The organism is Murinocardiopsis flavida (assembly GCF_003014485.1).
GTDB lineage: Bacteria > Actinomycetota > Actinomycetes > Streptosporangiales > Streptosporangiaceae > Murinocardiopsis > Murinocardiopsis flavida.
Window position 1 is genome coordinate 61788 of record NZ_PYGA01000028.1, and the last position, 23960, is coordinate 85747.

Here is a 23960-nt window from a genome sequence, read left to right on the forward strand (position 1 = left end):
GCCCACACTCCCTGAGTCCGCACCGACTCCCCTGCCGCGCAGCGCGCGACCCGCCCGCCCTCGAACCCTTGGAATTCCACCCGTGCTCAGGCTCCCCACCGGACCCCGGATGCGCCCGCTCACCGCGATCGCCGCCGCGATCCCGCTCCTCGCCGCCACCGCCTGCACCGGCGGCGACCTCTCCCCCGGGCTGAGCACCGTCCCGCCCGACCGGATCGCGGGCGTGGAGTACCGCGCGGTCAGCGTCGAGCACGACGGCGCGAAGGTCGCGTACCGGTACCCGGCCGTGCCCAACGCACCCGCCCTCACCCGGGAGGTCCGCACCGTCATGGCCGAGGCCGAGACGGAGTTCATGACCGCCCGCAACGCCAAGGACGCCGACGACGGCCCCGCCGAACTGCGCCAGGACGCCGCGTTCCTCGCGGCGGCCCCCGATGTGCTCGGCGTGCGCGTGCGAACGGAGCACAAGGGCGGCCCCGACCCCGCGACCACGTGGACCACCCGCTGGTACGACGCCGAGTCCGGCGACGTCCTGCCGTGGACCGCGCTGCTGAACGGCGAGGACGCCGTGGGCGCCCTGCGCGCCGAGGTCGCGCGGGTACTGCGCGACGACGCCGGGATAGCGGAGGAGAAGCTGCCCAAGGAGTTCCGCTCGATCAAGGAGCACGCGGCGGCACCGGGAGCGGCGTCCCCCTCCCCCGCGGAGGTCGACCCGCGCAAGGCCAAGAAGACGGCCAAGAAGAACGCCGGGTCGGCACTCGCCGACCTCGGGTTCGATGCCACCGGCGGCCTCGTGGTCAGCCTGCCCCCGGGGTCCGTTTCCGCCGAGGCCGCGGAGCAGGCGCGCGGCGCGCTGCTCGACGGGGAGTCCCGTGACGGCCGCCGCAAGGGCGGCGCGCTGCGGGTGCCCATCGGCGGCGACGCCGGCGCGCCGCTGCTGTCCGCGTTCGGCGAGCGGGCCGCCAAGGCGGCGCGCAAGGGCGCGGGCGGCGACGGGGACGAGGGTTCGGGCAAGGGCGAACCGGTGCGGGTCGCCGCGGGCGGCGCCAAGGGCGCGCCGCCGAGCAGCATCGACTGCGGGCGGGTCCCGTGCGTCGCCCTGACCTTCGACGACGGCCCCGGCGATCACACCGGGAAGCTCCTCGACTCCCTCGACTCCTACTCGGCGAAGGCCACCTTCTACCTGCTCGGCCAGGCCGTCAAGGGCAACGAGGACGTCGTCCGGCGCATGACCCGGACCGGGCACGAGACCGCCAACCACTCCTGGAAGCACGACGACCTCGCCGGGAAGTCGGGCGGCGCGGTCGCCGACGACATGAAGCGCACCGACCGGGTGATCGAGAAGGCCGGCGGCGAACCGGTGCGGAGCATGCGCCCGCCCTACGGCTCCTTCAACGACACCACGGCGGCCAACGTCGGCCACCCCGTCGTGCTGTGGGACGTCGACACGCTCGACTGGAAGCACCGCTCGACGAAGAAGACCATCCGCGCCGCGGTCGACAAGTCCGAGCCCGGCAGCGTGGTGCTGTTCCACGACATCCACCGCCCGACCGTCGACGCGTTCCCCGAGACGCTGCGCAAGCTGCACGCGCGCGGGTTCCACTTCGTCACCGTCACCGAACTGTTCGACGGCGAGCTCACCGACGGCAAGTCCTACAGCCGCCGCAAGTAGACCGGGACGGCGGAGCGGAGCGGGCCCGGCGCCGTCCGCACCCGCCCGCCGCCGGAGGCCCCGCCGCCGGAGACTCCGCCGCCGGACCCGCTCGGCCCGGTGCCGACGCACGCGGGCCGGCCGAGCCTGGTGAGCTCGGCCGGCCCCGGTTCGGGCGCTGCCTGGTAAGCGTGGCACCGGCCCGCGTGCGGTCCGACGGTGCTACTCGGCCTCGTCGGCCGCCGCGGTCCGCCCGCCGCAGAACACCTCGTCGACGAGCCGTTGCAGCGCCTGCTGGAACGGCACCGCCAGGGACTGCGCCGCGTCGTCCACGTAGTTCAGCGCGGCGGTCAGGGTCGTGCCGCCGTCGGGTGTGCTGAACATCAGCGCGCCCTGGCCCGAGATGCCGCCGTTGTGGGTGACGACGGTGCCGCCGCAGTCGGTGTCCTGCACGAACACGCCCAGGCCGTAGCCGATCCCTGGGTACGGCGTGCACATCTCGGCGAGCAGCGGGGCGGAGAGGAGCTTGCCGCCCATCAGCGCGGAGATGAAGACGTGGAGGTCCTTGGTGGTCGAGATCATGTCGCCGCCGCTGGAGATCCACGAGGGGTCATGGGTGGTGACGTCGACCGTCTTCTCCTGGCCGTCGTCCTCGTACCGGTAGTAGGCGTGGGTGTGCGGTTCGGGGAGCTCCAGCGGGGTGTCGGGCCCGGGCACCACGGTGCCGGTCAGCCCGAGCGGCCCCAGGATCCGCCGCTGCATCTCCTCGGCCACCGGGTTGCCGGTGACCTTCTCGATCAGCAGCCTGGCCAGCACGTAGTTGGTGTTGGCGTAGCTCCAGTCGGTCCCCGGCTCGAACCGCGCCGGCTTGGCCAGCGCCAGCCGCACCAGCTCCTCCGGCGGGTAGGCCTTGAACCGGTTGTCCACCCACTCCTTGCCCGACCAGGGGATGCCCGGCGCGGTCGTCCCGTCGGCGTAGACCTCGCCGGTGAAGTTGAACACCCCGCTGGTGTGCTGCAACAGCATCCGCACCGTGATCCGGCGGTCCAGCCCGAACCCGGGCAGGTGGTCGTCCGCCGGGTCGTCCAGGCCGATCCTGCCCTCGTCCACCAGTTGCAGCACCACGGTCGCGGTGAACGTCTTGGTGTTGCTGCCGATCCGGGTGTGGGTGTCGAGCGGCGGCTTGGCGGGCTCGCCCAGCCTGCTCACCCCGGCGCTGCCGACCCACGCGCCCCGCTCGTCGTGCACGCGCAGCTGCACCCCGGTGAAACCGGAATCGACGATGTCCTCGATGGCCTTTTGCAGCTCAGGGCGGTCCTGCTCGGAGAGGGTGGCGGACATGGTGGTGTGCTCCTTCGGACGTGGTGCGGGATCGGGGAGGCGGTCAGGGGGTGTTGTTCGGGGCGGTCGGGGGGTGTTTCAGAGGCTGCGGGCGGTGATGTCGCCCTGGGTGGTGGTCGCGTGGATGTCCAGCCCGGCGGCCGCGCCGTCGGCGTTCTGGAGGGAGTTGTGGATGCGGCCGGAGGTGGTGCCGGCGTCGAGGGTGGCGGAGACCCCGTGGGCGGCGCCGACCGAGATCGAACCGGACTCGGTGCGCAGGGTCACCGTGCCGCGCACGGCTTCGGCGATCTGGATGTCGCCCTTCTGGGTGCTGATCTCGCCGGGGCCGGTCAGGCGGCCGACCGAGATGTCGCCGTCGAGGAGGGAGAGGCGGGCGCCTTCGGTCTCGTCGAGCTTGACGGAGCCGTGCGCGCCCTCGAAGTCGACGTCGCCGAACTTTCCGACGCCGCGGAACTCGGCGCTGGCCGCCTTCGCCTCGACGCGGGAGCCGGCGGGCAGCTGGACGGTCACCTCAAGGGATCCGGTGGCGCCGAGGAGCCGGCTCTTGGCCGGTGCGGTCGTGATCCGCAGGACGCCGTCGCCGTAGGCGACCTCGGTCTGCTCCGCGGTCTTCACGTCGCGGCCCTTCGAGGCGTCCGCGGGCAGGACCTCGACCGCGGTGTCGGCCCGGTCGGCGGCGATGAACCGGACGCGTCCGGCGGGGATGTCGAGGACGGCGGTCACCGGGGCGGGGGTATCGAACTTCTGCATTGTGGGCTCCTTCGCTGTGCTTGTTTCCGACATTGGAAACACTACGTTGCCTTTACGAATCGATCAACAGACTCGTAGCGCTCAAAGTCCATCAATGCAGGTAAACTGCCAGTATTCGTTGCACTGATCTCAAATCTAACGCAATGTGCTTCTCATGTTCCGTTGCAATGAATTGGAATCGAACGCTATGCTGACGGCTCCACAGACCACGAAGGAGACCGCGATGCCCGGAGGCCGACTCACCCAGCAGGAGCGCAGGCAGATCGCGCTGGGGCTCGCGGACCATCTCGCGTACGCGGAGATCGCCCGGCGCCTCGACCGGCCGACCTCGACGATCACGCGCGAGGTGATGCGCAACGGCGGCCCCACCGCCTACCGCGCCGAGCTCGCCCACCGCGCCACCGAAAGCCGCACCCGCCGCCGCAGGAGGACCGCGCCCCGCGAAGCGGCCGCGGGCGCGCCCGCGCAGGCGCACGGGCGCGATGCCGAGGCGGTGCGCGCGTACGAGGAGGCGTTCACCAATGTCCTCATCGAATCGGCGCTGCCCAAGATGATGTCCCGGGTGATGGCCTGCTTCTACACCACCGACTCCGGCAGTCTCACCGCGGCCGAACTCGTCCAGCGCCTCCAGGTCAGCCCGGCTTCGGTGTCCAAGGCGATCGCGTTCCTCGAGGCCCAGGGCCTCGTCCGCCGGGAGCGCGAGGACCGCCGCGAGCGCTACGTCGTCGACGACAACGTCTGGTACGAGTCGATGATGGCCAGCGTCCGCGCGAACGCCCTCCTCGTCGAGACCGCGCGGCAGGGCGTCAGCATCCTCGGCCCGGGCACCCCTGCCGCCGACCGCCTGGAGAACATCGCCCGCTTCGTCGACTTCGTCTCCGAGGGCATCGCCCGCGCCGCCGAGCAGGCCCGCGAAGTCCTCTCACCCGGAACAACCCCGGACACCCCCGCATAGCCGGCACGCCGCGGCAGGCGACACAGCACCAGAGGTGGGCGGGTCGCCGGCGAAGAAGTCGAAAACGTCATCGAGATTGACGTCGGTAATCTTGATCGGGACATTGTCCCGCCGCGATGCTTCCGCGCGACCGGATCCGGCCCCCCTCCCGAGCGCGGGACCGCCCCGGCACGGCATCGTCGGGCGCTGTGGCCGGAGAAGGACAAACGGTGTCCGCGTCTTTTCTCGGTACGGCGAATTTGAGAAAATCGCGGTCATGGATGACGCTTCTGAGATCGACGATTCACCGCAAGATACGTCAGCAATCGTTCTTCGGCGCCGATTAGCACAGACATATATGCTTGTTCCATTACGGGTACTCATCGACGGCGAGTTTGCGGGGCGAATATGGATGGGGCAAAGCAAGGAATTCATTGTTCCTCCGGGATACGGGCGGCATGCCGGTTCGTTCACAACGGGCTCTCATATTTTTCGGTTTGAGGGCGGGCAATGGGGGTGCACAGCTCCGCGAAGTGGCCACAAAAGGACTTCCGGTCGCTTCGAGAGCACACGGTGTGGTTGAGTGATAGCCGTCACCGAGATCGGAAACAGAACTGATGAACCGCCTGTTATCGCCTATCCCTTACGCCGTCATCGCGGTGATCGCCACACAGTTGGGCGGTTACCTGCTCTTCGGCCCGCTGCCTGCGTTCGGCGAGGACTTCGGCGTTTGCGGCGACATGGCAGATCCGAAATACCTACTCCCCTCCTCCGGCATTTCCTGCACCAAGGCCCAGATGTTGCAGTTCGCGTTCGTGGCCGGAACGGGCATGGTGGGGCTCCCCGCCACCGTCATGACGATCTACTGCGCGCTACGCCCGAAGCCGGCGAACTCATCCCGGTGGCCAGGTCCACCCCCAGGATGGGGGCCGCCCACAGCACGTTGTCCATCAGACCCTTGCCAGGCGCAACCCGGCCCGGCGCAGGGTGGCTGGCGCTAGCCAATCCGAGTGCCCATCATCTTGGCTCGGATACCGCGTATGAGGTGACACCGTGGCGAAGCGCTACCGCAGCATCATCGACGTCCACGTGATCCTGCACCGCGAAGGTGAGATCCTGCCGCTGGAGCGCCGAGGCGCCGGCTACTGCGATGGGATGCTGCATTTGCCCTCCGGCCACCTGGACGAAGGCGAACCGGTGACCACCGGCGCGGCACTCATTGGATCAGGTCGGTGTGCGGATGCTCGGGGGAGATCGGGCAGACGTAGAGCTGCATGTTGTCGGTGCTGCCCACTTCGACCGCAGTCGGCCGCGCAGGGTCCCGGCCAGCGCGATGGGCGGAGTAGGCGGCGTCCTGGTCTTCGTGCGGCGCCCAACCGCGTCCCTCATCACCGTCCCATTCAAAGGAGGCGATGGTCAGCAGCGGAACCATCCGGGTGTCGCAGACAGCGCAGTACCGGCGGAGTGGGTCGGTGCGGCCCCAGGGCGGCCATCCCCCGACCTTCCAGCCCGGAGCGTCAGCCAGATGGACGTCATAGAATTCCGCCGGATCGTCCGCGTACGAGCTGTCCACGCCCACGCCGGCCCCCTGCCATCTGCTCCAGTCCCCCACCGCCAGCCGCATCTCCGGGCTCAGATCAAGGCTGTTGGGGTACTCGGTGATCTCCTCCGGCGCCAGCAGACACGGCTCCGGCACATAGCCCGGATGGTTCGCCTCATACGGTTGCGGTGGCGTGGCGAGGACATCGGCGACCGAGCCGGCAGACCGCCAGAACAGCGCGGTCGCGGGCTTGTACTCCGGATCGTGGTCATAGGGACACCACAGGATCTGGAGCAGATCGGCCCGGCCGGGCGGCCGCAACAGGGGTATGTCTCGCAGGTACAGCTGGGCCACGGGCAACATGGGGACGGGGCACTCCGCGGGCCACGGAGGGCCCGCGTCGAGTCGTTCCGCGAGCCTCGCAGCGCTCCGTTCCTTGATCGCCTGCTCCTCGGGCGTTGGCTCGGAACCACCGGAACCAGGGTGGCGCCGGGCCCGCATGCGTCTCTTGAGCCGCACTATGGCCGGCGACTGGCGGAACCCGCTGTCACGGTGCAGGTGCGAGCTTTCGCAGTGCGGCCACGGCTCATCAGCCGGCCACAGCAACGGCCCTCCGACCGAGCTCTCCTTGGCCGAAGGCGCCCCCGGGCGGGGATGCAGCCGAATCGCAGGACGCGCCAACGAAGCCAGCTCAGGAAAAACCGCAGTCACGTCTACAGGCCGCGGCGGAGTGGTACGTACAAAGACCATGCCGGTGATCCTGCCACCAGCCGCAGGCGGTCCCCTGCCGCCTCAACCGGCGTCCGGGCGTCGCGGATTCCGGGGAGCAGGGCGGGTCCGGGATTCCGCTAGAACCGGAAGCGCACGATGCGGGTTGACCGCTTCATTCCCGGGATCAGGTTCAGGAGGCGGTACATGCGGCGGATGTTCGCCGGTGCCTTGGCCATCAGGATCGGTGCGTCGTACATCGGTGTCTCGTCGACGTACTCCAGCCGCGGGTGCCAGTCGGCCAGCGCGGCCGGGTCGTTGAAGCCGCAGCGGAACTGGGCGCCGTACGTGCGTAGCGTGGGGTCCCATTTCGAGGTGCGCCACGCCCAGACCGGCACCGTGTCGAACTGTAGTCGGCCGCTGGGGAAGGCGTCGACGAGGCTGGTCAGCAGCCGCCGGAGGTCGGTTTCGGTCAGGTAGGGCACCAGCCCCTCGGCGATCATCAGGAGCGGTCGGCTGCGGGGGATGGATTCGAGCCAGGTGAGGTCGGTGACGCCGGAGCCGATCAGGGTGTAGTGCTCGCGTGGCGGTAGGAACCGGTGCCGCAGTTCGATTACGGCGGGGTAGTCCAGGTCGTACCAGTCGACGGTGGCGGGCGGATCGAGCCGCTGCACCCGGGTGTCGAGTCCGCAGCCCAGGTGCAGCACCACCGCGTCGGGATGGTCGGCGAGGAAGTCCCGGGCCCAGTCGTCGTGGGCCTTGGCGCGGACCACGGCGGCCAGGCCGACCTGGCTGGCGCCGAATCTGCGGTTGTCGTAGCCGGGATCGAGGCTGCGCATCACCTGCTCGGCGTAGTGGTCGCCGAGGATCGGATCGTTCAGCCGGTTGTCGAGTGCTTTGGCTTGTAGGACGGGGCTGAGGGTCTGCTGCACTCCGAGGAGTTCGGTCTCCTTCATGGAAACGATGTTACGCTAACTTCACGAAATTTGTGAAATATTAGAATCTCATGAGAAGGGAACTGCCATGACGCGGGGCGACGAGGGCGCCATCGCGGACTTCCGGGAACGGTTCGCACAGGTCATGGTCGAATCCGGGATGCCACGGATGGCCGCGCGCGTGTACTCCGCGCTGCTCGTCACCGACTCCGGGAAGTTGTCGGCCGCCGAGCTCGCCCGGCGACTGGGCGTCGGCGCACCGGCGATCTCCGGGGCGGTCAAATACCTGGTGCAGGTACGTCTGGTCGAACGCGGCCGCGAACCCGGCACCCGGCACGACTTCTGCCGGGTCCACGAGCACACCTGGAGCCGCTACATCAGCCAGTCCGACCCGGTGCTGGTCCGGGTGCAGGCCAGTGCCGACGAGGGCGCCACGATCCTGGGCCTCGACTCCCCGGCCGGGCAGCGGCTGGACGAGACCCGCCGGTTCTTCGCTTTCATGCGCGAAGAGATCAAGGAGTCGATGGCGAAGTGGCAGCGGCTCCAGGCGGCCGAACGCGAAACCGGCTGAACGGTCAGCGGTCAGCGGTCAGAAGGAGGAATGCGGCGTGTGCGGAGGCAGCGGCGGCTGGAACGAGACCAATACTGAGACGTCGCCGCAGCTCGGCCGGCTCAGTGTCCAGCGGCCGCCACGCAGCCAGGCGTACACTCCACAAGAATGAACCAGGGTACTGATCCCGAAGAGCTGCCGACCGAGGTCCTGGACGACGTGGCCGACGTGGTCGGGGCGGAGGTCACTCTTCTCACTCGCCTGCCCGGAGGCGTCAACGGGGGCGCCATGCGCGTCCAGTTGGCCGGAAGGGCAGATGCAGTGCTCAAAGCAGCGCCCCGGGCACACCCCGACCACCTGGACGAGACGTTGCGAGCCCAGAGAGTGGTCGAGCACATGCGTGGGCGCGGCTATCCCACCCCGGCCTGGCTCGGAGTGGGAGCCACAGCGACTCATGTATGGCATCTGATGGACTTCGTCGACGCGGCTCCCGCGCCAGAGCTGACCCCGTCCCTCGTCGAGCAGCTGATGGAGATCATCGAACTCCAGGCCGGTCAAGCCTCCGAGCCCTACGACCACTTGTCGTACGCCTGGCTGGTCGCCACCGGCCGGGAATCGGCTGCCGCCGGGCTGGATTTCAACGAGACGCCGGAGCAGTCGCTTCTCCGCCAGTCCGTGGCCGGGCTCTCGGGGTACTCCTCCGCGGTATCGGCCTTGGTCGAGCGCCTGCGGCTCGTGTGTGCCGACGTCCCACCACCACGAGAGGCACCTGACATGGTCCATGCCGACCTCGCGACCCCCGGCAATGTCCTGGTCCGTGACGGAGCGGTGGTGGCGGTCGTGGATATCGGGAACGCAGGTAGCGGCACGCGGGCGACTGATCTCACCACCCTCGTGTGTTACACCTTCCAGGATCCGCAGCTGGACGGTGTCCGAAGGCGGCTGTGGGCGAGAATCCTCGACCTGGTCGGCTGGGAGGGGGCGTTGGTGCTCGCAGCGTCACAGATCCTCCACATGCTCGAGGTCCCCATCCGTCACGGGCGCCACGATGCCGTTCCAGGGGTGGTCAAGCGCGGCTATCGCGCCCTCGACGAGCTGAACGCGCTTCGCTGACTGTCGCCGGTGGAGATGGTGGGCTGGGCGATCGACGACGCCACGCCGCGCTCTGCCTCGCGACAACCGTGCTGATCGTCGGGCGGCTGATCGATCGGCGCGAGCGGTGGAGCCCAGCGTGCTGCCTATCCGCTCAGGTCCTTACTTGGCGCGGCAGGTCCTGAGGTAGCTGAGGAACGATGCTTGCAGCCCGGTCACGTGCGTTTCGTGCATGAGTGCGCTGGTGACAGGTCCGCTGGCGACGGTTCCGTCGGTGACGGATCCGTTGCGTTGGGTGAGGCGGTGCAGGAACGTGGCCGCGTTCTTCGCGAGGTTCTGGTAGACCGCCATGTCTCCGAGGAGCTCTCGCTCGTTGAAGGTCACGTGCAGCTTGGTGGCGGGCAGGGTGTCGCCCATGGCTTGAAGACGGGCGAAGACCTGACTGTCCGCGTTGACGATGCCGGGGCTGCCCGCGCCGATGCTCTCGAAGAAGGTGCTCTTGGTGAGCCAGGCGTAGAGGCTGAAGAGTCCGCCGTAGGAATAGCCGAAGAGGCCGTGGCCACTCGGGGCTGTGCCGTAGTCGCGTTCGATCCGCGGATGCAGGTCGTCGGTAAGGAAGTCCAGGAACATGTCCCCGCGGCTGTCGCTCAGTTCAGCGAGGTAGGCGTCGGCTTGCTCGCGCGTCGTCGCGCCCGTTTCGACCCCCATCTCCACCGCGTCGATGTACTCCTTCGCGATGGGTTCGCCTGGGGGCACGAGGTCGCGGTTGCGCAACCGCTCCCAGTGCTCCGCCTCCTCGCCCGCGTAACCCACGCTGACTTGGACGTAGGGCCGGATCGACTGCATGGGGTCCAGTTGCGTGACGATGAGTGGGGCGGTCATGCCCACGGCCCAGTTGCCGTCGAGCACGTACACGACGGGCGCTTGCGCCGCGGCAGGGTCGTAGCGCGGTGGCGTGGTGACCCAGACGCCGTAGTCGTGCCCACCGCTGGAGCGCATCTCGAAGTAGTCGGTGTGGGCGAGGCAGCCCTGCCACATGGTGCTCATCTGAGGTCCTTGTCGATTCGGCCGGCCTGGATCACGAGGACGGCGTTGGTGGGGTCGCCGGTCGCGTAGCAGGTCCCAAAGTCGATCCTCCGCCGTTGCGAGCTGACTGCGACCATGTGCGAAGCAGCACGGAAGCGCCGATCATTCTTTTCCAATGGATAAACTGTGGGAGTGATCCTGTCAAACTCGGAACGCAAGGGCAGCGCGCGCGAGCGACTCCTGGCACGGCTTCTCGACGCTTTCGGCGAGGCCCTTCCCCCGCCGGAGATGTCACTCCGTGAGGTCGCCGCCCGGATCGAGACCAGCCACGCCCTGTTGCGATACCACTTCGGGTCACTCTCGGGCGTCTTGGCCGCCATGCTCAAGACGCAGCGATCCCGTGACAACGAGGTGCTTCTGGAGTCCGCCCACCAGGGCACCTTCGACGATTTCGTGGTGGCGATCTGGCGTGCTTACACCCGGCCGGAGCAGCTGTCGCGTGCCCGCGGCTTCTTCTACGTCGTCGGACTGGCCGCGTACGGCCACGAGGACTTCCGCGAGTTCGTGGAGTCGCTCGGCGACCTGACCGTGATGCTGTCCTCACTCGCGGAACGCGAAGGGCTCGACACGGAGGAAGCGCGGGATGTGGCCACCGTCACCGTTGCCGCGATTCGCGGCCTCCTCTTGCAGGAGATCCTGACTCCAGGAACCCGCTCGGAGGACGCGGTCACCTTGATCCTGCGCATGAGCGAGGGCCGATCCGTCCCACGATCACGCCCGGAGCGTTGAGGGGCTAGGAAACGCGCCCGCATCCGCAGTGAGAAAGGCATCCGCTGGGCCGGGCGCCCCCTCAAGACAGCAGCCTCGACCAACCCGGCGAACCGATGCGGTCACGGCATTAGGTTGGCGATATGAGCCTCGACATTCCTGTCCAGGTCCGCACGACGGTCATCGCCGACGGGAACGAATCCTGGCTGGACGAACTGCCGGACGTGGTCGACTCGCTGGCCCGGGAATGGTCTCTGACGATCGGGGCCGGCCTCGCGGGCGGCCACGCCGCCCTGGTCGTCGAGGCGACGCTTGCCGACGGAACTCCGGCGGTCCTCAAGATCGGTGTGCCCGGTCGGGACGTCGGGCAGGAGGCCGTGGCGTTACGCCTGGCGAACGGAGAGGGCTGCGCCGAACTGCTGGGCGAAGACGCGGGGCGGCAAGCCCTTCTACTGGAGCGCCTCGGGGCTCCGATGCACGACCTCGTCGCCGACCCTGCACGCCGCCACGACCTGCTGTGCGAAGCGGCGGTTCGCCTGTGGCGTCCGATCGGTCCCGACATCGACCTGCCGACCGGCGCGGAGTTGGCTGAGCAGTACGCCGATCGGCTGCCGGAACTATGGGAGCAGGCGGGGCGACCGTGTTCGCCGGCCACTGTGACGGACGCGCTGAACTGCATGGATCGTCGTCGCCTGGCCCACGACGACCGGTCCGCGGTTCTGGTCCACGGTGATATCCACGAGATGAACGCCTTGCAGGCGAGTGACGGCGGCTACAAGCTCATCGATCCGGCCGGGCTGTGGGCCGAACCGGCGTGCGATCTCGGCACAATCGTGCGGTGCACCCCGGATCTCGGCGATGACCTCTGGGCGCGGACCGAGCGACTGGCTTCGCGCACGGGCATGGATGCCACCGCCATCTGGGAATGGGGAACCATCCACCGAGTCGTCAGCGGCGTCTACGCCTCCAGCATCGGCTTTCAGCCCTTCGGTGATCTGCTGCTGGCCGAAGCGGACCGCCTCACGGCGTAGTCGGCGCGGATGGTCCCGCGTAGGTCTTGCGCCGCCGGGCTTCGGCGGCCGCGACGGCAACCCCCGCCACCTCCGACGTCACCGCAAACCCCGCCCGCCCAGGCGATCGCGGCCGCAAAGGGCTGGCGGGTGTCGGATCCGTCGGACTAGGGTTCCGTGATGACTGCGCACATCCCCCTGCGTCCCGGCGACCCCTCCGAGGTCGGCCCCTATTTGCTGCACGCCCGACTGGGCGACGGCGCGATGGGCCGGGTGTACCTCGGCCGCTCCCCGGACGGCCGTACCGCCGCCGTCAAGGTCGTCCACCCCGACCTGGCCGAAGACCCCGTCTTCCGCCGACACTTCGCCGATGAGGTCGAGGCCGCCCGCAGGGTCGGCGGACCCTGCACCGCCCACGTCGTCGACGCCGACACCGCAGCCGATCCGTCCTGGCTGGCCACCGCCTACATCCCCGGCCCCACACTCCGCGAGGCCGTACACGAACACGGCCCCCTTCCGGCGGATTCGGCCGCCGCCCTCGGCGCGGGCCTGGCCGAAGGACTGATGGCGGTGCACGCCGGCGGAGTCGTGCACCGCGACCTCAAACCCGGCAACGTCATCCTCACCGCCGACGGGCCCCGGCTGATCGAATTCGGCATCGCCGGCGCCCTTGACTCCACCTCCCGGGCCCGCACGGGCGTGGGCACGGCCGGGTTCATGGCGCCCGAACTGGCCACCGGTGCCCCGGTCGGGCCTCCCGCGGACGTGTTCTCCCTGGGCTGCCTGCTCGCCTACGCCACCACCGGCCGCAGCCCTTTCGGCCAGGGCTCCGCCCACGCGAGCACCTACCGCATCGGGCACGCCCCCGACCTGACCGGGGTGCCCGCCGCACTGGCCGACCCGATCGCCGACTGCCTCGCCAACGACCCCGGCGCCCGGCCCAGCCCGGAGGCGCTGGTGGAGCGACTCGCCACGACGGCGGCGCCCGGCGCGGGCCGCGGTTCCGGGCAGTGGCTGCCGGAGCCCCTCACCGAGTTCATCACCCACCACGCGACCACCGCACAAGCCCTCACCGAAACGCGGCCCCGCCAAGCGCACCCGGAGCAGCACATACGGACGGCGTATCAGCCCGCGCCGGGAGTGGACGGCCCTGTGCCGAGAGTGGACGGCCCCTTGCCGGAGGCCGGGCCGGACGCGCGGACGGCGTATCAACCCGCGCCGATGATGGACCGCCCCTTGCCGCAGGCCGGGCCGGACACGCGGCGAACGGCCCGAGCGGGTATCGCCCTGCTGGCCACCGCCACCGCTGCCGTTCTGCTGTTCGTCGTGCTGGCCGTCACCAACACGTCGGTCGCCGGCTTGGTGGCCAGGTGGTCGAGCGGTTCCGCCGACCTCGGATTGTGGGACTGCGCTGCGCCCGTCGACGGCTCCCTGGTCAAGGTCCCGTGCGGTACTGCGGTTGCCGAATACCGCGTCACCGCCTGGATCGATCCGGGGTTAGCGCGACTGCCCGACGCGCGAACCGCATGCGCGGACGAGGTGTCGCATTGGACGCCGTCCGAGGACCGTGCGGTGAAGTTGAACAATCGGGTCTCCTGCCTGGAACCCATCGATTGAGGCCCCCGGCTCCCGTCCGGCGGCCGAGCCATGTGAGGGCGAGGAAAGCCGCCGCGCCCGCAAGTTCGACGCCGACCACGGTGAGGAGTGACCAGGTGGCGACCGGCCCGCCGATCCCCGCATCCAATGCGTATCCGGTGATCCTCATGCTCGCGCCGGTGCTGAACTCTCCACGGCGCGCAGCGCAACACCATCGAAGGAGCCGTCTCAGGTCCGGCCGGGGCCTGGCCCCCACCCGTCTTCGGCACTGCCCTTTTCCACCGGGAGCCGGGACCGACAGCGGACATGGCCGCGCTGCGAACCGGAGTCGCCGTCCGGCGGCGGGCTGTACGTGGTTCACTCGACGGACTCTGGCAGCCGCGTGCCGCAGGCGGCGTCCGGGGATGCGAAGACGTCTTTCTGTTTCGCGTTGCTCGATGTGGTTGGGCGGTGATGGAACATGCCGTTCTATTGAGACAACGGGGTGAGGTGGGCGGCCATGGACTTGCATCACATTTCAATAACGCGCCACAAACCACCAGGTCATTAACTCCAAGCCCCGCACACGCGGGGGTGAACCGTACGGCGAGGCCGGGTTGCGCGGGCTGTAGCGCCAAGCCCCGCACACGCGGGGGTGAACCGATGTACGAGCTCATCACCGGGCAGAAGGCCACCCAAGCCCCGCACACGCGAGGGTGAACCGACCCGCCGACCGGCCCGGACCCCTACAGGATGCCCAAGCCCCGCACACGCGGGGGTGAACCGTCGGCCATGTCGGCGATCACGAGGCTGGTGCCCCAAGCCCCGCGTACGCGGGGGTGAACCGGCAACGTGATCCGCACCCCGAGCGGTAGCGTGCCAAGCCCCGCGCACGCGGGGGTGAAACGGCCGAGCGCGAGGCCGAGGCCACCCAGATCTACCAAGCCCCGCGCACGCGGGGGTGAACCGGCGGGGTCTACCTGTCTGTCTCGGGTCTACCGTGCAGGTCGGGACGGCTCTACTTCTGTAGGTGGGGGCCTACCGGGTAGACTCCCCGCGCCTATAGGTAGACCCCGGGCAGACGCCCCTTAGACGCACCGTAGGCAGGGATGTAAGACCGATACCGGTATCAGCTACGGCGATACCAGACCGGCGGCTCGCCTACAGCGCGGGCCGGGCTTCGCGGGCCTCGTGCATCCACCGCAGCGACGGCGTCCGCAGTGCCTCCTCGGCGAGCCGCTTGCCCGACGCGGTCTTCAGCGAGGCGAGCGACGAGTCGATCCACGCCTGGGTGTCGGTGCCCTGCTCGCGGTACTCCGCGGCCTGCATAAGGCACTCCAGCTTGTCCGCGTCCTTCGCGCACGCGGCTGCCGCCGACTCCTTCGCCTCGTACTCGCCGACCGCGTCGCCGATGACCTCGGCCAGCCCTTCGGGGAGTCCCGCAGTCTGGTCGGCGGTCACCTCGGTGTTCGGCGCGGCCTTGAGGTACCGCTTGCCGATGTAAGGGATATCGGTGAGGCGGGTCTCCTGGGTGTCGTGGAACAGCGCGAGGAACGCCGCCCGCTGCACGTCCGCGCCCTCCATCGAGGCGATGACCGCGGCGGTGATCGCGGTGCGGTGGGAATGGTCGGCGATGCTCTCCGGCGCGGCCACACCGGCAACGACCCAGCCGGTGCGCTTGTACCGCTTCAGCAGCCCGACCTCGTAGAGGAAGTCGACCGCGCGGGCGAGTTCTTCGTCAGCCATGGGTGCCCTTCTACCGGCGGTGGATCATCCGTAGAGCGTAAAGGACTTCGCTCAGCTCCCGGTGGGACTGGGGAGAGATCACGCCCTCGTCGACCAGACGGGCGCACGCCGGCGCCAGATCCGCGGCGGTGCGCGGGGTGAGCAGGTCCGGCTTTCGGGTGATCAGTGACCACAGGGTGTGCACCACGACGTCGACGTAGACGTTGGCGGGGTCGAGCTTCGCGGCGAGGTGCGCGAGCATGCGGTCGCCACGCCAGTCGTCCAGGTCCAGCTCGACCATGAACGTGTCGGAGAGCTTGGGGTCGCCGATCTCGCCGAGCCAGTACGCCCAGTAGTTCAGGTTCGCGATCTCGCACGCGTCGGTCTCGATGTGCACGCCGATGAACTGCGGCAGCGCGTCGCCGTCGCCCTGGCGCGCGAGGGTGTGCGCCCCGGACCGGACCACCGCCCACGACGGCGACCAGTCCCCCGTGCGCAGGCGGCGCTGCTCGGCGCGCTGCATGACGGCCAGCCACGCCACGGTCTCGCTGGTGGCGTCGAACCCGGCGACGTAGTGCGCCTGGCGGCGGAGGAGCGCACCCGCGGCGGTGTCGGGAGCGGACTGCTCGGCGGCGTCTCGGAGGTGGGTGAGGAAGTGGCGGCGCTCGTCGGCGGCCAACCGGGGTCCGGCCGGGGCGGGCCCGCGCCGCAACCGCGGCGCGGTGTCGGCGATCGCTCCGGGCGCGGTGCCCGTGAAGGTCCACCCGACGAGGTCGGTGAACGGGCGGGTGATCACCCAGGTGGCCAGCGGGTGCCTGTCGAGGTCGATGGGCCCGTCGGTCCCGAGCACGTAGCCGATGAACCGGTCGGCCTCCATCGCCGTGTCGAGTTGGCCGAGCAGGCGCGGGGATGCGCCGAGCCGGAGCAGGTGGTGGCGCACGCCCAGGTAGGTGCCCGCGGTCGCCGCCATGAGCGGCCTGCGGCCGGACTCCCAACCCTGGATGGTGGTGACGTCCACGCCGATGCGTTCGGCGAACTCCTCCTGGGTGAGCGACACGGCCTGGCGGGCGATCTTGAGGACGTACCCGGCGACGCGGCCCTCGCGGTCGCCGCTCGCGCACGGGGAGCCACCCGGACTGCCGGTCAGGGTTCTCCGGGGGGTGCGTGCCATTGGTGCCTCTGGTCGATGTGACGTGCGCGAACACTCGTACCCGCAGTCAGTTCAGGCGGGCGGTGATGCTCCGTAGCGTGGCGATCACCTAATAAGGCGAGCGATTCCGAGGAGGTGTTCAGGGTGGTGCTACCCCAGGAAACAGGATCGGAAGCGTCCGCGTTGGCGGCGCTGCGTGAGGGCTACGGGGCAACGTACCGGATCCGGCGCACCCCGAAGCTGTGGATCGCGACCCGGCGCGACAACCACCCGGACCTCGCGCCGACCATCGGTGAGCCCGACTTCGCGCGCTTCATCCACACGCTGAAGAACCCACCGCGCCGGTTCAGCCGCCCGTTCCCGAGGCAGGCGTCATGACCGCGGCGGATCACGACGTCGGTCACGAGATCCGGGAGATGCGCAACTTCTGGCGCGGCTGGGCCATCTCCGCCGACGGATGCACCGCTACCCGCACCCTCCGCCGCACCGAGGAACCCGTGACCGTGACCGCCCCTCTCCCGAGGCATTGGACAACGCGCTGTACATCCTGCGCGGCGACTGACCCCCGCTGGCATACTCGACACGAACCGGAAAGGGCAGAGCATGACCACAGTGACCGGCCCCCCGACCTGCCGAAACCTGATAGACCCCTTGGACTTCGACTACCTCGTGAAGTGCCTCATGGAAGAGCACGGGCACGACCACGCCATGGCCACGCGGATCGCCGACCAGACCCTGATCTTCCTCAAGGTCGTCGGCCCCCGGCCCGAGAAGCTGTCGCCGTCCTCGCTGGTCGACCAGGGTTGGCACCTGTTCATCGTCAACACCGTCGCCTACACCCGGTTCTGCGAGCTGGTCGCCGGCCGCTACATCCACCACGTGCCGATGAAGACCTCCGGTCCGCTGGCCGAGCGTGAGGACCGGGTGCTGAAGACGGTGCGCGTCTTGGAGAAGGAGGGCTACCAGCCCGATCACGTCCTCTGGGCGCGGTCGGCAGGCGCGGACTGCAAGAACTGCTGCAAAGGCGACCACGACGACCACCCCCGGTAAGAACCCGGACATGACGAACGCGCCCCGCTCACCATGAGGTGAGCGGGGCGCGGTGCCTTACTTGTCGAGCGATTCGATGTAGCGCCGGTAAGCGCTCGGGTCGCCGTGGTGAACCACGACGTCCCCTGGGTGCTCCGGTCGGTGGGCGGCAGGCCAGCGATGACATTGGGGGCGTCCTGGACGGCGACGGCGACGGCGAGCACGACGCTCGCCACCAGGGTTCCGAGGGTGCTGATCAGAACCTTCGCTTCAAGGTGCACGGGGTCTCCTAGATGATGAGGTGCAGCCAAGCCCCGCGCACGCGGGGGTGCCCCCGTGGAGCACTGCGGCCGAGATGGCGTCGCCGTGCTCCACGCGCGAGGGGGTGATCCGGGCTCGTCCATACGGTGAACCGTGCCGCCGCCGACGCCCGCACCAACGACCTCGCCGCGCACCTTCCGCGCCTCACCACGCGGCTCGACGCCGCCGACCCACCAGGACATCCCGGCTTCCTCGACGGCGCGGCCGGGGATGAACTCGCCAAGCACACCGCCGGGCAAGGGTCACTCACCTCATGGGACGCCTGCCTACTCACCACCGGGTAGAACACCCGAATCCCCAAGACGCCATTTATCCGCCTGACCTGCGAATTAGGCTGCGAGCAATGAACGAATCCGGCACTCCCGACGCCCTGCACACCGCGCTGGTCGACCGGCTCCGCGCCAGCGGCGCCATCACGGACCCGCGGATCGAGGCCGCGTTCCGTACCGTTCCGCGCCACCTGTTCCTCCCAGGGACGCCCCTCGAAACCGCCTACACCGACCAGTTCGTCGGCACCCATCGCACCCCTGACGGTGTGCCGACGAGCTCCGCGTCCCAACCCACCATCGTCGCGACGATGCTGCACCAGCTCGACATCGGGCCCGGTGACCGCGTACTGGAGATCGGCGCGGGCACCGGGTACAGCGCCGCGCTGCTCCGCGAACTCGTCGGGGCCACCGGCGAGGTGACCACAATCGACATCGATCCGGACGTCACCGAGGAAGCCCGCGCCCGGCTGGCAGCCGCCGGCTACCCCGACGTCCATGTCATCGAAGGTGACGGCGCGCTCGGCGACAAGACCCGCGCACCCTTCGACCGGCTCATCATCACCACCGGCGCGTGGGACGTCCCTCCAGCGTGGTGGGAACAGCTCACCGCGGGGGGCCGACTCGTCATCCCGCTGCGGTGGCGCGGTCTGACCCGGTCGCTGGCATTCGACCACGAACCCGGTCGAATGGTGGCCAGGTCCCTGACGCTCCTCGGGTTCATCCCGATGGAGGGCGGGGACGGCGAGGCCACGCTCGCCCTGGCCCCGAACGTGACCATTCACTACGACGAAGACCAGCCCGTCAGTCCCGAAGCTCTGCACGATGTCCTGGATCAGCGATGCGCGGAAGCCTGGTCGGGGGTGACGGTGGGCGGGTCCGATCCGTTCGACGGGGTGTGGTTGCGCATGTCCACCGCAGAGCCCGGGACGTGCCGGATCGCCGCGTCGCTGGCTGCGGTCGAGACCGGCCGGGTGAACCCGGCGATCCCGAACCTCACCCCGGCCCTCGTGAGCGAGGGGTCGCTGGCCTACCTCACCTACCGGCGACTCCCCCGCACTGACGACGAACCGGGCCGCGCCGAGTTGGGCGCCTTCGGCCACGGTCCCGAAGGAGGCGACCTTGCTGAACGGGTCTGCGACCAGGTTCGAGTGTGGGACCGCGACCGCGGCGCCGCCCCCACCGTCGAGGCATTCCCATCCGGCAGCCCGGACCCTGCGCGCCCGGATGGTGTGGTGATTGGCAAGCGCCACACCCGACTGGTTCTGCACTGGCCGACTAGCTAGGGAACGGCTCGATGCGGGACGGCGGCCGGTTCCAAATGGCGACGAGTGAGGCGGCCCGCAAGCGTCGCTGGTTGCGGAGCGCACATGCCGAGGGAAGGTGAATCGCATGCAGCGCCACAAGGGCCACTTGCGCATGCATGACACTGCCAGCTACTGGGACCGCTACGCCCAAGGAATGAAGGAACAGACCCCGCAGGAGGCGGTCAAGAACGCCTTCGGCTGGTGCCAGTACCCCGGCCACGGGCCCGGCGACGAACTCCTCGGCGACCCCATGAGCACATTGGAACTGGGATTCGGACACGGCAACGCCGTCGCCGCCCTCGCGGCCAAAGGCATCGACGCAACCGGCATCGACGTCTCCCCCGCGCAGTACGAACAGGCCCTCGCACGGTGGGGGCACCTGACCGGCGCCCACTTCGCCCAGACCGACGCCGCGGACTACCTCGCCAGCGCCGAACGACAGTGGGAAGCCGTCTACTCGATCTGGGGCGCACTGTGGTTCACCGACCCCGACATCCTGCTGCCCCTCATCCGCAACCGGCTGAGACAATTGGGTGAGGTGGGCGACTATGGACACGCATCACATTTCAATAACGCGCCACAAAGTACCAGGTCATTAACTCCAAGCCCCGCGCACGCGGGGGTGAACCCTATCTGACCGGGCTCTTTGCCACCGAGGACGTCCAAGCCCCGCGCACGCGGGGGTGAACCGATCTCATCGATGCGCTCCCAGCGCCGCGCCTCCCAAGCCCCGCGCACGCGGGGATGGGGGCGACCGTTCATCGATCACCGAGGCGAGGGGATTGAGGACCAGCCGTTTCGGTGCCACGCCGCGCCGGCACCGGTCCGCCACGGAGGTATGCGAGCTGACCGGCTTGGGACACGGCAATTACAACGGGTAATAACGGAGGTACGATCTCGCCACCCTCACTCCTCTTGGGAGACTGCAATGGGCAAGCGCGGCAAGAAGGAAGAATGCAGCGTGTGCAAAGGCAAGGGCGGCTGGAACGAGACTGACGACGGCAACCGTCGGTGGGTCCAGTGCTGGGGATGCAGCGGGACCGGAGAGGTATGACTCCCGGGCAGGCCGCGGTCGCCGCCGTTCCGCGGGAGCGATTCGTCCCCGACACCATCTACCTGCCCGACCCCAGCACGGGCTGGTTGGTCCCTCTTCACCGCGGCGACGATCCGGGCCGTTGGTATGAGGCCGTGGCGTCCAACGATCCCGTGGTAACCGCCGTAGAGCACGACCCGCGCGTTCCCAAGCACCTGCGCGATCCCGGTACCGGGCGGGGTGCGGTGTCGATTTCTTCCAGCAGTGCGCCGCCCGTCGTGGCCCACGTGCTTGACGTGTTGGGGCTCGCCCCCGGGGCCCAGGTGCTAGAAATCGGCACAGGTACCGGGTGGAACGCCGCCCTCGTGTCCCACCTCGGCGGCGAAGTCACCAGTGTTGAGGTTGCTCCGGAGGTGGCCGAAGCCGCGCGCGGGCGCCTTGGCGGCCGACCGGTAGCGGTGGTCATCGGCGACGGGTTCCTCGGGCACCCGCAGCACGCTCCCTATGACCGAGTGGTGGCCACTGCGGCCGTGACAAAGATCCCGTTTGCATGGGTCGATCAGGCACGTCCGGGGGCACTGATTGTGGCGCCCTGGGCGCCTGTGTTCCATCCGGCTGCACCTCTCGCCGTGCTGACCGTGGGGACCGGCGTAGCCGAGGGGCGGTTCTCGGGGTCTGCCCCGTTCATGCCGATGCGAGGGCAGCGACTCGACCCGGGTGCCGTCGAGGACGTGCGGGCATGGTGGGAATCGTTGGGGTCGCCGGAGCCCGGCCGGTTCGGGGTCACCGTCGACCGCACGGGGTCGCACGTCTGGCTCGACGTGCCCGGAAACGTCGTGCGCCCGCCATCCCCATGATCATGCCCCGCGATCGGATACCCAGTACCCAGCGCGTCTCCCGCTCCGGGTGAATGGATTCCTTCGTTTTGTTCCTATTCGGATTCTTTGCGCGTTTTGAGTGCGAGTTTCCTCTTTTCGAGAAGTGGTCAGAATCGGGGGTGCGTCGCGGTAGCGTTCGAGGTCAGCAAGAGTGCTCCCCGCGCACGCGGGGATGGACCCCACGTCTACCGGTCCGGCGACTCCTCCCACGAGTGCTCCCCGCGCACGCGGGGGTGGCCCCTTCGCGGTGCCGGGCTCGGCCTTCTCGGGCACGTGCTCCCCGCGCACGCGGGGGTGAACCTGCCACTGGTGCCACGTTATGGCGCACGAGTCGCCAAGCCCCGCACGCGGGGTGAACCGTAGTCGGTCAGGCGGCGTGTAGGCGACTGGCTACGTCGCTCTCAGCTGACACCGGATGTCGGTCTCGTTCGACACCAGCATCGGATGGTGCGTATCGGATGTCGATGTGAGTCGACACCGAGGAATGATCCCAAGAACCAGTGATGACTTATATAAGTCAATACTGGTATTATCTTGGATCGTGCACGCGTTCGACATCCTCGGCGACCCGGTGCGCCGTCGCATTCTGGAGCTGCTCGCCGACGGCGAGCAGACCTCTGGCGCGATCACAGACGTGATCCGGGCCGAGTTCGCACTGTCCCAGCCGGCTGTCTCGCAGCATCTGCGCGTTCTGCGTGAGAGCGGGTTCGCGTCGGTCCGGGCCGAGGGGGCTCGCCGTTTCTACGCCGTCGATCCCACGTCGCTGAGCGAGGTTGATGTGTGGTTGGACCGGTTTCGCGGGTTCTTGGATCAGCGGCTCGATGCCCTGGGCACGGAGCTGGCCCGCGGCATGCGTGCATCCCGGACCCCGGGTGTTGGCAAGGCCAATCCACCAGCGAAAGGAACATGACATGAAGGACGTAATGGACGAACTGGCCGCTGCGCGCCGGACCATGGGTACAGCCACCCTGCCCGCCGGCGACGCGTACACGATGGAGTTGCGGCGTCGCTACGACGCGTCGGTCGACGAGGTTTGGCACGCCATCACCGACCCTGAGCGCCTAAGCCGCTGGTTGAAGCCGGTCACCGGAGACCTGCGGCTCGGCGGGTCGTTCGAGCTAGACGGCGGCGAGCACGGCGAGATCCTCCGGTGCGAGCCGCCGCGTCTGCTGCGGGTGTCCTGGCTCTTCGGACCGGAAGCCGACGAGTGGCCGGGCACGAGCGAGGTCGAGGTGCGCCTGTCCGCGGGCCCTGCCGGGGATACCGAGCTCGAACTGGTCCACGCAGCGGCCGTTGGGGAGCCCATGTTCCCGACCTACGGCCCCGGTGCTGGCGGCGTGGGCTGGGACCTGCATCTCCTCACGCTGGCCCGGTTTCTGGCCGACGGCGAGACGCTCGATCACGAGGAGTTCCAGACCTCGCCCGCGGGACGCGAGTTCGCCACGCGCAGCGCTGTGGCATGGGGCGAAGCTCACCTGGCCGCAGGTGGCGATCCGGGTCACGTGGCCGCCGCGGTCGAGGCCACCACCGCGTTCTACGTCCCCGGAAGGAACACACGATGAAGTACACCACCTCGATCGTTCCATCCGGCTGCACCTCGCCGTGCTGACGGTGGGGACCGGCGTAGCCGAGGGGCGGTTCTCGGGGTCGGCCCCGTTCATGCCGATGCGAGGGCAGCGACTCGACCCGGGTGCGGTCGAGGACGTGCGCACATGGTGGGAATCGTTGGGGTCGCCGAAGCCCGGCCGGTTCGGGGTCACCGTCGACCACACGGGGTCGCACGTCTGGCTCGACGTGCCCGCAAACGTCGTGCGCCCGCCATCCCCATGACCATGCCCCGCGATCGGATACCCAGCGCGTCTCCGGTTCCAGGTGAATGGATTCCTTCGTTTTGTTCCTATTCGGATTTTTGCGCGGTTTGAGTGCGAGTTTCCTTTTTTCGATAAGTGGTCAGAATCGGGGGTGCGTCGCAGTAGCGTTCGAGGTCAGCAAGAGTGCTCCCCGCGCACGCGGAGGTGAACCGAAGGCCGCGGCGATCGAGAACACCGCCGCCCACCAAGCCCCGCGCGCGGGGATGGGTCGTCCCGTCAGTGGGGTGGTGTCTGGGGCGGGTCGGCAGCTTTGAAGGCGTTGAGGATGCGGGTGCGCACAGCGGTGGGGCCGATGGGCAGGGTGGCGGCGATTTCGCGGTAGCTCTCCCCGTTGTCGTAGCGGGTGAGGAGTTCGGTGTCGGTGGTGCCGATGTCACGGCGGTTGCGGGGCGCCCGTCCCGGGTTCGGGGTGGCGGGGGTCCCGCTGTCGGATCCCTGATCGCGGTGGGTGCGTTTGCGGGTGCGTTGGCGGGCGGTGGTGGTGACGTGCTTGGGGCGGT

Annotated in this window: 23 protein-coding genes and 1 CRISPR repeat array; of the genes, 15 read left to right on the forward strand and 8 right to left on the reverse strand. The window is 69.1% G+C overall.

The genetic code is table 11. The features are described from left to right. Positions 1 to 82: 82 nt before the first annotated feature. Positions 83 to 1672: a polysaccharide deacetylase family protein gene (locus CLV63_RS28535; RefSeq protein ID WP_146165686.1), complete on the forward strand. Its 1590-nt coding sequence runs from the start codon at positions 83 to 85 to the stop codon at positions 1670 to 1672. A gap of 201 nt (positions 1673 to 1873) precedes the next feature. Here the strand turns inward: CLV63_RS28535 and CLV63_RS28540 are convergent, their stop codons facing one another. Both CLV63_RS28540 and CLV63_RS28545 read right to left on the reverse strand, forming a co-directional pair. Beyond that, complete coding sequence (locus tag CLV63_RS28540; RefSeq protein WP_106586345.1) at positions 1874 to 2992, reverse strand: serine hydrolase domain-containing protein; 1119 nt, start codon at positions 2990 to 2992, stop codon at positions 1874 to 1876. A 78-nt stretch (positions 2993 to 3070) separates the two neighbouring features. Further along, a complete protein-coding gene (locus tag CLV63_RS28545; protein WP_106586346.1) occupies positions 3071 to 3742 on the reverse strand; it encodes a DUF4097 family beta strand repeat-containing protein in 672 nt (223 codons plus the stop codon). Positions 3743 to 3965: 223 nt separating this feature from the next. On the opposite strand from CLV63_RS28545, the gene CLV63_RS28550 reads away from it, so the two are divergent. After that, positions 3966 to 4697 carry a MarR family transcriptional regulator gene (locus CLV63_RS28550; RefSeq protein WP_106586347.1) on the forward strand — a complete coding sequence of 244 codons (732 nt, stop codon included), beginning with the start codon at positions 3966 to 3968 and terminating at the stop codon, positions 4695 to 4697. A gap of 1195 nt (positions 4698 to 5892) precedes the next feature. On the opposite strand, the gene CLV63_RS34165 is transcribed toward CLV63_RS28550, so the two are convergent. After that, positions 5893 to 6570 (reverse strand): hypothetical protein, encoded by a 678-nt coding sequence (locus CLV63_RS34165; RefSeq protein WP_211301519.1) that lies wholly within the window; start codon positions 6568 to 6570, stop codon positions 5893 to 5895. Positions 6571 to 7064: 494 nt separating this feature from the next. Continuing rightward, positions 7065 to 7880 (reverse strand): class I SAM-dependent methyltransferase, encoded by an 816-nt coding sequence (locus tag CLV63_RS28565; protein ID WP_106586349.1) that lies wholly within the window; start codon positions 7878 to 7880, stop codon positions 7065 to 7067. 67 nt (positions 7881 to 7947) lie between these two features. On the opposite strand from CLV63_RS28565, the gene CLV63_RS28570 reads away from it, so the two are divergent. Next, complete coding sequence (locus tag CLV63_RS28570; protein ID WP_106586350.1) at positions 7948 to 8430, forward strand: GbsR/MarR family transcriptional regulator; 483 nt, start codon at positions 7948 to 7950, stop codon at positions 8428 to 8430. Positions 8431 to 8577: 147 nt separating this feature from the next. Then, positions 8578 to 9522, forward strand: a complete 945-nt coding sequence (locus CLV63_RS28575) for a phosphotransferase family protein (RefSeq protein ID WP_106586351.1) — start codon at positions 8578 to 8580, stop codon at positions 9520 to 9522. 141 nt (positions 9523 to 9663) lie between these two features. Here the strand turns inward: CLV63_RS28575 and CLV63_RS28580 are convergent, their stop codons facing one another. Next, positions 9664 to 10548 (reverse strand): alpha/beta hydrolase, encoded by an 885-nt coding sequence (locus CLV63_RS28580; RefSeq protein WP_106586352.1) that lies wholly within the window; start codon positions 10546 to 10548, stop codon positions 9664 to 9666. A gap of 171 nt (positions 10549 to 10719) precedes the next feature. Between CLV63_RS28580 and CLV63_RS28585 the strand changes: the two genes are divergently transcribed. The 3 genes from CLV63_RS28585 to CLV63_RS28595 all read left to right on the forward strand — a co-directional run bounded on the left by CLV63_RS28585 (position 10720) and on the right by CLV63_RS28595 (position 13922). Next, on the forward strand, positions 10720 to 11316 hold the full coding sequence (locus CLV63_RS28585) for a TetR/AcrR family transcriptional regulator (protein ID WP_106586353.1): 597 nt from the start codon (positions 10720 to 10722) through the stop codon (positions 11314 to 11316). Positions 11317 to 11438: 122 nt separating this feature from the next. Beyond that, the gene (locus CLV63_RS28590; protein ID WP_106586354.1) at positions 11439 to 12326 is read left to right on the forward strand and encodes an aminoglycoside phosphotransferase family protein; all 888 of its coding nucleotides are present in this window, start codon (positions 11439 to 11441) and stop codon (positions 12324 to 12326) included. Positions 12327 to 12485: 159 nt separating this feature from the next. Beyond that, positions 12486 to 13922, forward strand: coding sequence for a serine/threonine-protein kinase (locus CLV63_RS28595; protein WP_106586355.1), 1437 nt, complete (start codon positions 12486 to 12488; stop codon positions 13920 to 13922). Between the two features lie 531 nt (positions 13923 to 14453). Then, positions 14454 to 14849: direct repeats of the CRISPR family, unit length 29 nt; unit sequence CCAAGCCCCGCACACGCGGGGGTGAACCG. A gap of 192 nt (positions 14850 to 15041) precedes the next feature. Here the strand turns inward: CLV63_RS28595 and CLV63_RS28600 are convergent. Together CLV63_RS28600 and CLV63_RS28605 are read right to left on the reverse strand one after the other, a co-directional pair. Then, positions 15042 to 15626: an HD domain-containing protein gene (locus CLV63_RS28600; protein ID WP_106586356.1), complete on the reverse strand. Its 585-nt coding sequence runs from the start codon at positions 15624 to 15626 to the stop codon at positions 15042 to 15044. A 10-nt stretch (positions 15627 to 15636) separates the two neighbouring features. Next, complete coding sequence (locus CLV63_RS28605) at positions 15637 to 16776, reverse strand: helix-turn-helix domain-containing protein (RefSeq protein WP_106586357.1); 1140 nt, start codon at positions 16774 to 16776, stop codon at positions 15637 to 15639. A gap of 123 nt (positions 16777 to 16899) precedes the next feature. Here CLV63_RS28605 and CLV63_RS28610 point away from each other — a divergent pair, with 123 nt between their 5' ends. The 8 genes from CLV63_RS28610 (at position 16900) to CLV63_RS28650 (ending at position 23151) form a co-directional block, all read left to right on the forward strand. After that, positions 16900 to 17133, forward strand: a complete 234-nt coding sequence (locus CLV63_RS28610; protein WP_245929141.1) for a hypothetical protein — start codon at positions 16900 to 16902, stop codon at positions 17131 to 17133. A 225-nt stretch (positions 17134 to 17358) separates the two neighbouring features. Beyond that, positions 17359 to 17805, forward strand: a complete 447-nt coding sequence (locus CLV63_RS28615; protein ID WP_146165687.1) for a glycine-rich domain-containing protein — start codon at positions 17359 to 17361, stop codon at positions 17803 to 17805. Between the two features lie 386 nt (positions 17806 to 18191). Further along, positions 18192 to 18389 (forward strand): hypothetical protein, encoded by a 198-nt coding sequence (locus CLV63_RS28620; RefSeq protein WP_106586360.1) that lies wholly within the window; start codon positions 18192 to 18194, stop codon positions 18387 to 18389. Between the two features lie 59 nt (positions 18390 to 18448). Further along, positions 18449 to 19657 (forward strand): methyltransferase, FxLD system, encoded by a 1209-nt coding sequence (fxlM, locus tag CLV63_RS28625; protein ID WP_106586361.1) that lies wholly within the window; start codon positions 18449 to 18451, stop codon positions 19655 to 19657. A gap of 133 nt (positions 19658 to 19790) precedes the next feature. Beyond that, positions 19791 to 20315 carry a class I SAM-dependent methyltransferase gene (locus CLV63_RS28630; protein WP_245929142.1) on the forward strand — a complete coding sequence of 175 codons (525 nt, stop codon included), beginning with the start codon at positions 19791 to 19793 and terminating at the stop codon, positions 20313 to 20315. A 413-nt stretch (positions 20316 to 20728) separates the two neighbouring features. Then, positions 20729 to 21568, forward strand: a complete 840-nt coding sequence (locus CLV63_RS28635; protein ID WP_106586372.1) for a methyltransferase domain-containing protein — start codon at positions 20729 to 20731, stop codon at positions 21566 to 21568. A gap of 562 nt (positions 21569 to 22130) precedes the next feature. Next, positions 22131 to 22499, forward strand: a complete 369-nt coding sequence (locus CLV63_RS28645) for an ArsR/SmtB family transcription factor (protein ID WP_106586364.1) — start codon at positions 22131 to 22133, stop codon at positions 22497 to 22499. A 1-nt stretch (position 22500) separates the two neighbouring features. Beyond that, positions 22501 to 23151 (forward strand): SRPBCC family protein, encoded by a 651-nt coding sequence (locus CLV63_RS28650; RefSeq protein WP_245929145.1) that lies wholly within the window; start codon positions 22501 to 22503, stop codon positions 23149 to 23151. A gap of 525 nt (positions 23152 to 23676) precedes the next feature. On the opposite strand, the gene CLV63_RS33825 is transcribed toward CLV63_RS28650, so the two are convergent. Continuing rightward, a partial coding sequence (locus CLV63_RS33825; protein ID WP_170134363.1) for a sigma-70 region 4 domain-containing protein occupies positions 23677 to 23960 on the reverse strand: 284 nt, incomplete at its 5' end.